This is a genomic window from Pseudomonas sp. PDM25 (assembly GCF_019219045.1).
Taxonomy (GTDB): domain Bacteria; phylum Pseudomonadota; class Gammaproteobacteria; order Pseudomonadales; family Pseudomonadaceae; genus Aquipseudomonas.
The window spans coordinates 88,369-97,773 of record NZ_JAHUWL010000023.1; the positions used below are offsets into that span (position 1 = coordinate 88,369).

At 58.9% G+C, this 9,405-nt stretch carries 9 protein-coding genes, 2 tRNA genes and 2 pseudogenes; 5 read left to right on the forward strand and 8 right to left on the reverse strand.

Translation table 11 applies throughout. The annotated features are described in order from the left end of the window. Positions 1–43: 43 nt before the first annotated feature. From KW848_RS29495 to KW848_RS29505, 3 genes are all read right to left on the reverse strand, one after another. Positions 44–130: transfer RNA gene (locus tag KW848_RS29495), tRNA-Leu, on the reverse strand. 195 nt (positions 131–325) lie between these two features. Beyond that, positions 326–399, reverse strand: a tRNA-Cys gene (locus tag KW848_RS29500). Positions 400–601: 202 nt separating this feature from the next. Beyond that, on the reverse strand, positions 602–823 hold the full coding sequence (locus tag KW848_RS29505) for a DUF3079 domain-containing protein (protein WP_140678200.1): 222 nt from the start codon (positions 821–823) through the stop codon (positions 602–604). Between the two features lie 172 nt (positions 824–995). On the opposite strand from KW848_RS29505, the gene KW848_RS29510 reads away from it, so the two are divergent. The 5 genes from KW848_RS29510 to KW848_RS29530 all read left to right on the forward strand — a co-directional run bounded on the left by KW848_RS29510 (position 996) and on the right by KW848_RS29530 (position 4,544). Then, positions 996–1,343 (forward strand): hypothetical protein, encoded by a 348-nt coding sequence (locus KW848_RS29510; RefSeq protein ID WP_218538922.1) that lies wholly within the window; start codon positions 996–998, stop codon positions 1,341–1,343. A 93-nt stretch (positions 1,344–1,436) separates the two neighbouring features. After that, a complete protein-coding gene (locus KW848_RS29515) occupies positions 1,437–1,967 on the forward strand; it encodes an iron transporter (RefSeq protein WP_074877111.1) in 531 nt (176 codons plus the stop codon). Continuing rightward, positions 1,968–2,300 carry a cupredoxin domain-containing protein gene (locus KW848_RS29520; protein WP_218538923.1) on the forward strand — a complete coding sequence of 111 codons (333 nt, stop codon included), beginning with the start codon at positions 1,968–1,970 and terminating at the stop codon, positions 2,298–2,300. Between the two features lie 22 nt (positions 2,301–2,322). Next, positions 2,323–3,177: an FTR1 family protein gene (locus KW848_RS29525; protein ID WP_218538924.1), complete on the forward strand. Its 855-nt coding sequence runs from the start codon at positions 2,323–2,325 to the stop codon at positions 3,175–3,177. Further along, the gene (locus KW848_RS29530; protein WP_218538925.1) at positions 3,165–4,544 is read left to right on the forward strand and encodes a 4Fe-4S binding protein; all 1,380 of its coding nucleotides are present in this window, start codon (positions 3,165–3,167) and stop codon (positions 4,542–4,544) included. Before KW848_RS29525 ends, KW848_RS29530 begins: the two co-directional genes overlap by 13 nt. Positions 4,545–4,573: 29 nt before the next feature. Here the strand turns inward: KW848_RS29530 and KW848_RS32580 are convergent. From KW848_RS32580 to KW848_RS29550, 5 genes and pseudogenes are all read right to left on the reverse strand, one after another. Next, positions 4,574–5,329: pseudogene (locus KW848_RS32580) on the reverse strand (methyl-accepting chemotaxis protein); the annotation flags it as partial. Between the two features lie 336 nt (positions 5,330–5,665). Further along, a pseudogene (locus KW848_RS32585) lies at positions 5,666–6,235 on the reverse strand (MCP four helix bundle domain-containing protein); the annotation flags it as partial. A 51-nt stretch (positions 6,236–6,286) separates the two neighbouring features. Next, the gene (locus tag KW848_RS29540; protein WP_192408299.1) at positions 6,287–6,982 is read right to left on the reverse strand and encodes an anaerobic ribonucleoside-triphosphate reductase activating protein; all 696 of its coding nucleotides are present in this window, start codon (positions 6,980–6,982) and stop codon (positions 6,287–6,289) included. Next, a complete protein-coding gene (gene nrdD / locus KW848_RS29545; protein ID WP_008153595.1) occupies positions 6,979–7,146 on the reverse strand; it encodes an anaerobic ribonucleoside-triphosphate reductase in 168 nt (55 codons plus the stop codon). The genes KW848_RS29540 and nrdD overlap by 4 nt, the downstream gene beginning before the upstream one ends. A 32-nt stretch (positions 7,147–7,178) precedes the next feature. Further along, positions 7,179–9,194: a ribonucleoside triphosphate reductase gene (locus tag KW848_RS29550; protein ID WP_134102506.1), complete on the reverse strand. Its 2,016-nt coding sequence runs from the start codon at positions 9,192–9,194 to the stop codon at positions 7,179–7,181. Between the last annotated feature and the right edge of the window lie 211 nt (positions 9,195–9,405).

The following is a 9,405-nucleotide window of genomic DNA, read 5'->3' on the forward strand; positions in this document are numbered from 1 at the left end:
TCTAGGTTTCAGGTGTTTACGGGAACATCTGAAATCATACTATTGGTGCCCGAAGCCGGAATCGAACCGGCACGCCCTTACGAGCGGGGGATTTTAAGTCCCATGCGTCTACCAGTTTCGCCATTCGGGCGGTAGCGCGGTGAAGCAGTCTGAAGACTGTCAAATAACGATCTGGCAGCTCTGACGCCTGTGCAGCAGAGGGGGAAATATATACATCCCGCTCCGGTGAAGCAAGTTTGCGACTGGCCTTTTCAAGACTAAATCTTGCAGGACAGTGCAAATAAAAAAGCTCCGTAAATCATAGATCTACGGAGCTCGTTTAAAGTGGAGGCCGAGGTCGGAATCGAACCGGCGTAGGTGGATTTGCAATCCACTGCATAACCATTTTGCTACTCGGCCTCAAACATCTGATGTCATGTAGCACAACACCAAACGCGTACAAACTTGGAGCAAGATTCGTGATCTAACTCCTTGAAAACATAGAGCTTTTTCAGCGGTCAGTGCTTTCGATGGCGTGAATTATGTACTGATTTCCCGAGGCTGGCAACCCCTTGATTTCAAAAAAAATTCCGTCAGGTGGTTTCTATGTTTAAAGGGGTGCTCAGCCCTTTAGGCCGGGATCGTCCGTCACGTCTTTTACCGCGATCAACGGATCAATACCCCAGTCGCCATGCAGATACCAATCGTCTCCGATCATTTCGGCTGGATGCATTGTCCTGTCGGAGCCATTGCCGCACGCCAGGGAGTTGGCTGGACAGTATCTGTCGCAGCCCCAGCAAATGCGCTCGGGATGCTTGGGGCTGATGGGAAAATTCTTGGCCATGTCGATCCCCGGTTTGTCGCTAGGATGTGCCTCCAACCTACACCCCTCGCGCAAAGGTGACCTTGATACGGATCAAGGTACGGCTAAGCTTTGTTCTGCCGGGAAATCGGTTACGTCATAGCGTTCTTCCGGCCCTTGGGCAGCCACATAAAAACACCTGGAGATGCTTCTTATGCCTGGTAAAAAAACACCTGCCGGAGAACAGAGCCCTGTTCGATTGTCGACCTGGGATGATGAAGTCGCGGAAAAATCACTCGATGCTGAAGCATTTTCCTCTCCCCCCGAATTGACCAATGCAGAACTGGTCCACCTTCGTGTCCGCGTAATTGCCCTGGAAAACCTGGTCATCGCGTTACTGACGCAAGGTTCGGATCAGCAGTTGGCCATCGCCCGCGAAATGGCCGACTACATTTCACCCCGGCCCGGTTTCACCCAGCATCCTCTGACGATTCACGCCGCTGCGCAGATGAACGATTGCGTCGACCGCGCCGAGCGATTTCGAAAGCGCTCCCAGTCATAGGCTTAATCGCTGAAAACTTGATAACAATCATTATTATTCGCAGGAAAGCTTCCTACACTCGGGTTCTTACTCGTTAGTGCCCAGGAAGACATCATGCGTACGACCTTTTCGCTGTCACTCGCCCTGCTCTTGCTCACACCGTTGGCTCAGGCCAAGGAATACCCAATCGGGGAACCCCAACTGTGTCCGGGGCTGGAAGTCGGGGCGGTTTATTTGCAGCCGATCGAGATGGCGCCTGCCGGAATGATGCGGGCCACCGCGGATTCCGATGTGCATCTGGAAGCCGACATTCGCGCCACGGCGGACAATCGACAGGGCTTTCAGGAAGGCAGTTTCGTGCCTTACCTCAATGTCTCGTTCAACCTGAAAAAACAGGGCAGCGAGAACGAACTCAAAGGCGATTTCCACGCCATGGTCGCCAATGACGGCCCGCACTATGGCGACAATGTAAAGCTGCTCGGTCCGGGCAAATACCAGCTGACCTTTACCGTCCTGCCGCCCGGCGGTCATGGTTCCCTTGGCCGCCATACCGATAAGGAAACCGGCGTAGCCCCCTGGTTTGAACGCTGCGAATTGCACTACGAGTTCATCTACGCCGGTATCGGTAAAAAAGGCGGCTATTGAATGAAGCGCCTGCAGATTGCCTGGCTGTTGCTTGCCGGAGCAGTTGCGCCGTTGACGGCTTATGCCGAGTTACCCAGCTATGAGCTGAGCCTGCGCGATGGCCACTTCTCCCCTGCCTTGCTGGAGGTTCCGGCCGGTCAGCGCTTCAAGGTCATCCTGAAAAATATCGGTCAAGGCCCAGCCGAATTCGAGAGCACGCCATTGCGGGTTGAAAAAGTACTGTCGCCGGGCGTGACAACCTTCGTGGTCATTCACCCCCTCAGGCCCGGCCACTACCCCTTCTTCGACGAATTCAATCCGCAACTGCCCGAGGGCGGCATCCTCGCGAAATAACCCGTTCAAACACGGAGTTTTCATGAATCAATCAATGTTCATTGTCTGGCGCGAAAGCGTTGAGGCGCTGTTGGTGATCGGCATTCTCCAGGCCTGGGTCAGCCAACAGCCTCAGGGAGATCGACTGGCGAAGTACTTGTGGGCAGGCGTCGTGCTGGGGTTGATGCTTTCGGGCCTGCTGGCGGTGTTGATTCTGTTTGCCGGTGAGGCCATGAGCGGCTCAGCCAGTGAATGGTTCCAGGCCGCACTCGCGCTGGTGGCGAGCCTGCTGATCGTGCAAATGGTCGGCTGGATGCACCACCACGGGCGCACGCTCAAGCACGATTTGCAACGACACGCCGATAGCCACCTGGCCCGGCAAGGTGGCGCAGGTCTGTTACTCCTGGCCATGCTCGCCATCAGCCGCGAAGGCAGTGAAACGGTGGTCTTTCTCTATGGCGCTGGCGCTCAGTTACGGGGTCCGCAGCTCGGTTTGTTTGCCACCGGCGGCGCAATGGGGCTGGTGCTGTCTGCGCTGACCATTGCCCTGCTGAACAGCAGTCGCCGGTTCATTTCGTGGCAGCGATTCTTTGCTATCAGCGAAGCTGTTTTGCTGGTGCTCGGCGCGGCATTGCTAGTCAGCGGCACCGAGCGAATCGGCGGTCAATTACTTGCCATGGATTTGCCGGAAGTGATGTACAGCCTCGTTGGCGATGCGCTTTGGGACAGCAGCGCATTACTCAGCGACAGCCATGGATTGGGTGGTTTCCTTGCCGGTTTTGCCGGTTATCGCGCGACGCCCAGCGGCATGACGTTACTGGTGCTAGCCGGTTATTGGCTGGCCGTCGGCGGTTGGCTGCGTCAACGCGCTGCGGAAAAAGTCCCATGCCTGAGCTGAGTCGCCACAATCGTTTACTCCAACGCCTGGGCGACGGCATGCGTCGCCATGCACGTGTCATTCGTGCCGTGCAATGGGCCGTTGTACTGTTCTACGCGTTGCTGTTGGTGGTACCGGCGGTGTTGCCGCTGCCGGACAGCCAGGTACGGATGCTCGATAACCTGACCCTGTTCGCGCAGTTTTTGTTTTGGGGGATCTGGTGGCCGTTCGTGCTGCTGTCGATTGTGCTGTTCGGACGACTCTGGTGTGGCGTTCTCTGTCCGGAAGGCTCACTCAGCGAATGGGCCAGCCATTACGGCAAAGGCTTGGGTGTGCCGCGCTGGTTGCGCTGGGGCGGCTGGCCAACCCTGGCGTTCTGCCTGACGACCCTCTACGGCCAGTTGATCAGCGTCTACGACTACGCCCAGGCGGCGTTGTTGATTCTGGGTGGCTCGACCGTCGCCGCGGTCGTCGTCGGGTTGCTGTTCGCCCGGGGCAAACGCGTCTGGTGCCGTTACCTGTGCCCGGTCAGCGGCGTCTTCGCCCTGCTCGCTCGCCTGGCTCCCGTGCATTTTCAGGTCGACGAACAACGCTGGATGGACAACACCGCGCCGCGCCTGCCGCCGCCCAACTGCGCACCCTTGCTCGATATCCGTCGCATGCAAGGCGCCAGTGACTGTCATGCCTGCGGACGCTGCAGCGGACAACGCGGCGCTGTTCAGCTGATCGCTCGCTCCAGCAACCAAGAGGTTCTTCACGCAACGGCGCAGACGCTGTCACCGTGGGATGCGCGCTTACTGCTGTTCGGCGTGATCGGCCTGGCCATGGGCGCGTTTCAGTGGACGGTCAGCCCATGGTTCGTCGCCCTCAAACAAACCCTCGCCCAATGGCTAATCGAGCACGACCAACTCTGGGCCCTGCAGGACAACGCACCCTGGTGGCTGCTCACCCATTACCCGCAGCTCAACGACAGCTTCAGCTGGCTCGACGGTTTCAGCATCGTCGTTTATCTGGGTTTGAGTTCGATGGTGTTGGGCACGGCGCTGATGATTCTTCTGCGACTGACGGCTCGACTGGCGCAAGATCCTGCACTGTATTGGCCCCTGGCGCTGACACTCACGCCCTTGGGTGGTGCGGGATTGTTTCTCGGGTTGTCGGCCACAACGGTGAAATTGCTGCGCTATGAAGGGCTGTTGCTGGAGTGGGTACAACCGGCCAGGGCCTGTTTGTTACTGGCCGCGATGGGCTGGAGCCTGTTGCTGGGATGGAAACGGCTGGATCGCGAAGGCATTTCCCGGGTCCGTCGCTGCGCGGACAGCACTTGCCTGTTACTCGCCATCGGCTTGGTAGGGTTCGGCTGGTGGTTGCAATTCTGGGGCTGGAACTGAGCCTCCGACACAACCACCCACCGGATCAACTAGACCTTAAAACGCGCCACTGTCTGGTGCAGCGCCCCGGCCATCTGCGCCAAATCGTGACCCGCAGTTTGAGTATGTTGGGCACCCAGCAAGACCTGCTCGGACAAGTTGCGAATGCCCATCAGATTGCGATCCACCTCCCGCGCCACCAATGCCTGCTCTTCAGTGGCACTGGCAATCATCATGTTGCGCTCGTTGATCTGCGAGATCGACCGAGTGATTTCGTCCAATGCATCCCCCGAGCGTTGCGCCACTTCCAGGGTGGCTCGAACCAGGTTGCTACTGCTTTGCATGGCCGTCACTGCATGGCCGGTATCAAGACGGATGTTGCCAATCATCTGCTCGATCTCCTGGGTGGACTCTTGAGTGCGATGCGCCAAGGCGCGCACTTCATCGGCGACCACGGCAAAACCGCGTCCGGCATCCCCGGCACGGGCCGCTTCAATGGCCGCGTTGAGGGCCAGCAAATTGGTCTGCTCGGCGATGCTGCGAATCACCTCCAGCACCTTGCTGATGTCCTGCACCCGGCCCGCCAGTTGCTCGATGCGCTGTGAGGTGTCGGTGACGCCATCGGCCAGTGCGCCGATTGAAACCACGGTTTCCTGAACCTGTTCACGCCCGCGCTGCGCGGTTTGCTCGGACTGCCGCGATGCCTCGGAGGTGCTCACCGCATTGCGCGCTACTTCATCGACCGCCGCGGTCATCTGGTTCACTGCGGTGGCTGCCTGCTCGATCTCCAGCCCCTGCAATTGCAGGTTGCTGCTGGTCTGGCTGCTGACCGCACTCAGCTCTTCGGAGGAACTGGCGACCTGGTCCACCGAAGTCGCGATGTGCTTGACCATGGCATTCAGACTTTGCTGCATCTGATGCATGTTCATCATCACGCTGCCGCCGGCACTTGAGCTCACGGGTACCTGAATCGTCAGGTCGCCCTGAGCGATCTGACTCAAAAACCGTGCGGCATCATCCGGCTCGCCACCCAATGGCCGGGTCACACTGCGCGTGACGATCACCGCGGCGGCGATGACCAGCGCCACACAGAACAAAAACAACCCGAGCATATTGCGCCGGGCATCGCTGTACAGTGCCTGCGCCGACTGTTCCCGGTCGGCGAATATTTTGCCTTGCAGCGCCATCAACTGATCCAGGCTGCCATAAACCTCGCGTTCGGCCGGCACAACCTTTTGCTTCAGCTGTGCCATGGCGTCATCGAAGGCCCCTTGCCGGATCAACACCTGCACTTGAGTGAACGCCGCCACGTAGGCTTCGCGATTCTTCTTCAGCGCGGCATAAGCGCTTTTGCCCTCTGGCAAATAGAACAACGGCTCAAGCGTTTCGAGTGCCTGGGTGATCCGTTTCTTGGTGGTGTCGATTGACTGCTGCACTTGCTGATTGTCTTTATCGATCAACAAATCCCGGGTGTTCCTGGCGTTATCGCGCACACCGGTGGCAATGACCATGATCGGATCGATCTTCGGCCAGTCCTGCTTGACGATGACGACCGCCTGCTCCTTGAGCGTTGCCAGATCGTGCAACGCGTAAAACGCCATGCCCATCAATGCCAGCGGCGCGATTGCAAAGCCGATGACGATACGTTGTGCTGTGGTTAATTTGGCCATATCAAATGCTCCCCGTTTGATACCTGCCGATTGGCAGCGCATTTGAAAACCTAATGGTGGATGTCCCTGCTAAACGTTAAACCTCAGCCTTGGTTACCCCCGTAACACGAAGGCTGGAAACAACTCGCGCATGGCTTCCCATAAGTCAGGAAGCAAGGCCTGTGCCGAAACACTCGGCAGCAGCGGATCGAACATCCGCTCGGTGCGAACCAGCTGCACGGCGAAGCGCTTGACGCCGAGTTCGCTCAAGCGCTTGGCGAGGATCAGCAGTCGCGCCGGCTCGAACAGATGCCAATGCACGGTGGTGCGACATTCGTAGTCGACACCGCTGGCCAGCAGATGCTCAAGACTGCGCCAGTTGGCGGTTCCGCTGCCCTCGACCCGGGTGATCGCCTGGCAATCCTCGGGCAACGCCTTGACATCGAAACCGACCCAATCGGCCCCGGTCAGCGCCTTGGCAAATGCAGCAGGCTTGATCCCGGCGCTGTGCAAACCGACGCGAAACCCCATCGCCCGCACCTCATCCATGGCGCCGAGCAAACCGTCCTGCAAGGTCGGCTCACCACCGCTGAACACCACCGCATCGAGCAGGTCCTGACGCCGTTGCAGAAACGCCAACACCCGCCGCCAATCCATCTCGTCTGTGCCACGAGGCGGGATCAACTGCGGGTTATGGCAGTAACGACAACGCCAGGCGCAACCCTGGCAAAACAGCACGCAGGCGAGCTGTCCCGGATAGTCGATAGTGGTCAGGGGCACCATGCCCCCGACCCGAAGCGTTCGACTCATTGGCGCCCGGCCAGTGCCGCGCCTTCAGTGAAGTGCACGCGCTCGCGGTGCTCCGACTGTTTGCCCGGATTGAACGCCGACACAGGGCGGTGATAGCCCATTACCCGGGTCCAGACTTCGCAGCGTTGACGTTGAGCCTGGGGCAATGTTTGCGATGCAGTCATGGTGAAGCTCCTTGCAGTTGAGTGGATCGAAATCAATGAACGGTGCCGAGCTTCTGCTCTTGCAGCAGCAGGACCTCGTCGCACTTGGGGCAGAACTCATGCTCGCCATCCAGATAGCCGTGCACCGGGCAAATGGAGAACGTCGGGGTCACGGTCAGGTACGGCAGGCGGAAGCGGCCAAGGGCTTTGCGCACCAGTTGCTTGCAGGCCTCGGTCGAGGAAATCCGCTCGGCCATGTACAGGTGCAAGACCGTGCCGCCGGTGTATTTGCATTGCAGCTCGTCTTGAAGTTCCAGGGCCTCGAAGGGGTCTTCGGTGTAGCCCACCGGCAGTTGCGAGGAGTTGGTGTAATACGGCGCTTGCGCGCTGCCAGCCTGGAGGATGTCGGGGTAGCGCTTGAGGTCTTCCTTGGCGAAGCGGTAGGTCGTGCCCTCGGCGGGCGTCGCTTCCAGGTTGTACATGTGGCCGGTTTCTTCCTGGAATCGCAGCAATGTGGCACGCACATGATCAAGCATCTTCAGGGCAAACTGCCGGCCGTGCTCGGTGTGCATGCCCTCCTCGTCGCCGGTGAAATTGCGCAGCATTTCATGCATGCCGTTGAGGCCGATGGTCGAGAAATGGTTACGCAGGGTTCCGAGGTAGCGCTTGGTGTACGGGTACAAACCGGCATCCATGTGGTGCTGGATCACCTTGCGCTTGACCTCCAGGCTTTCCATCGCCAGTTCCATCAACGTGTCCAGGCGCTGCAGCAAACCGCTGGTATCCCCCTTGAACACATAGCCCAGCCGCGCGCAGTTGATGGTGACGACGCCGAGCGATCCGGTCTGTTCCGCCGAGCCGAACAAGCCACCGCCACGTTTGAGCAACTCGCGCACATCCAGCTGCAAACGGCAGCACATCGAGCGCACCTGATTGGGTTGCAGGTCCGAATTGAGGAAGTTCTGGAAATACGGCAGGCCGTACCGCGCAGTCATCTCGAACAGGCGATCGGCGTTTTCACTGTCCCACGGAAAGTCGTGGGTGATGTTGTAGGTGGGGATCGGAAAGGTGAACACCCGCCCTTTCGCATCGCCGGCCTGCATCACCTCGATGTAGGCGCGGTTGAGCAGCTCCATTTCAACTTGCAGGTCGCCATAGGCAAACGGCATTTCCTCACCGCCGATGACGGGTATCTGCTCCCGCAAATCCTGCGGGCAGACCCAGTCGAAGGTCAGGTTGGTGAACGGCGTCTGGGTGCCCCAGCGCGAGGGGACGTTGAGGTTGTAGATGAACTCCTGGATCGCCTGGCGCACCTCCTGAAAACTCAGCTGATCCTTGCGCACATAGGGCGCCAGGTAGGTGTCGAACGAGCTGAACGCCTGGGCGCCGGCCCATTCGTTTTGCAGGGTGCCGAGGAAATTCACCATCTGTCCCAGGGCACTGCTCAAGTGCTTCGGCGGACCGGCTTCGACACGCCCGGGCACACCGTTGAGCCCTTCGTGCAACAGGGTGCGCAGCGACCAGCCGGCGCAGTAACCGGCGAGCATGTCGAGGTCGTGCACATGCAAATCCGCCTCCCGGTGAGCCTGGCCGATGGCCTCGCTGTATACCTCGTCCAGCCAGTAATTGGCGGTGACCTTGCCCGACACGTTCAACACCAGACCGCCCAGGGAATAACCCTGATTGGCGTTGGCCTGGACCCGCCAGTCTTCACGGTCCAGGTATTCGTTCATCGAGGTCGCCACTTCGACCATGGTTCGGCGGTCGCGGCGCAAGCGCCCGTGCTGTTCGCGGTAGACGATGTAGGCGCGCATGGCGAGGAAAAAACCGGCGTCCATCAACACCCGTTCAACACGGTCCTGGATTTGCTCGACATGCAGCCTCGGCAACCCTTCGAGCCTGGCCAATACCGCGTTGAGCAAGCCTTCAACCTCAACCTCGCCGTACTCCCCCGTCGCCTTGCCGGCGGCGATCAATGCCTGACGGATCTTGTCGGCATCGAAGGCGACCTGACTGCCATCGCGTTTGTGCAAGCGGTTACATCCTACTGCGATCAGCGTGCTCTGCATTTGGCCTCCAGACACTACATATAGACTTTAATAAGCTTGAAACCACAACATGCAGTGAAGGCTACGGACAAAGTGCTGATCTGCAATTGATCGATATCAAGATTTGCCGGCAAAAAAAAACTGCCCGAATGCGGCGGGGGATCTAATGTGGGAGCGGGCTTGCTCGCGAAGGCGGAGTGTCAGTCAACATTGATGTCGACTGACACTCCGC

Excerpts from the sequence above, each read along its gene's own strand:
- KW848_RS29515 (WP_074877111.1), top strand. The coding sequence starts at position 1,437 with ATGCGTACGACCTTTTCGCTGTCACTCGCCCTGCTCTTGCTCACACCG.
- nrdD (WP_008153595.1), bottom strand. The coding sequence starts at position 7,146 with ATGACTGCATCGCAAACATTGCCCCAGGCTCAACGTCAACGCTGCGAA.
- KW848_RS29540 (WP_192408299.1), bottom strand. The coding sequence starts at position 6,982 with ATGAGTCGAACGCTTCGGGTCGGGGGCATGGTGCCCCTGACCACTATC.
- KW848_RS29550 (WP_134102506.1), bottom strand. The coding sequence starts at position 9,194 with ATGCAGAGCACGCTGATCGCAGTAGGATGTAACCGCTTGCACAAACGC.
- KW848_RS29530 (WP_218538925.1), top strand. The coding sequence starts at position 3,165 with ATGCCTGAGCTGAGTCGCCACAATCGTTTACTCCAACGCCTGGGCGAC.
- KW848_RS29510 (WP_218538922.1), top strand. The coding sequence starts at position 996 with ATGCCTGGTAAAAAAACACCTGCCGGAGAACAGAGCCCTGTTCGATTG.
- KW848_RS29520 (WP_218538923.1), top strand. The coding sequence starts at position 1,968 with ATGAAGCGCCTGCAGATTGCCTGGCTGTTGCTTGCCGGAGCAGTTGCG.
- KW848_RS29525 (WP_218538924.1), top strand. The coding sequence starts at position 2,323 with ATGAATCAATCAATGTTCATTGTCTGGCGCGAAAGCGTTGAGGCGCTG.
- KW848_RS29505 (WP_140678200.1), bottom strand. The coding sequence starts at position 823 with ATGGCCAAGAATTTTCCCATCAGCCCCAAGCATCCCGAGCGCATTTGC.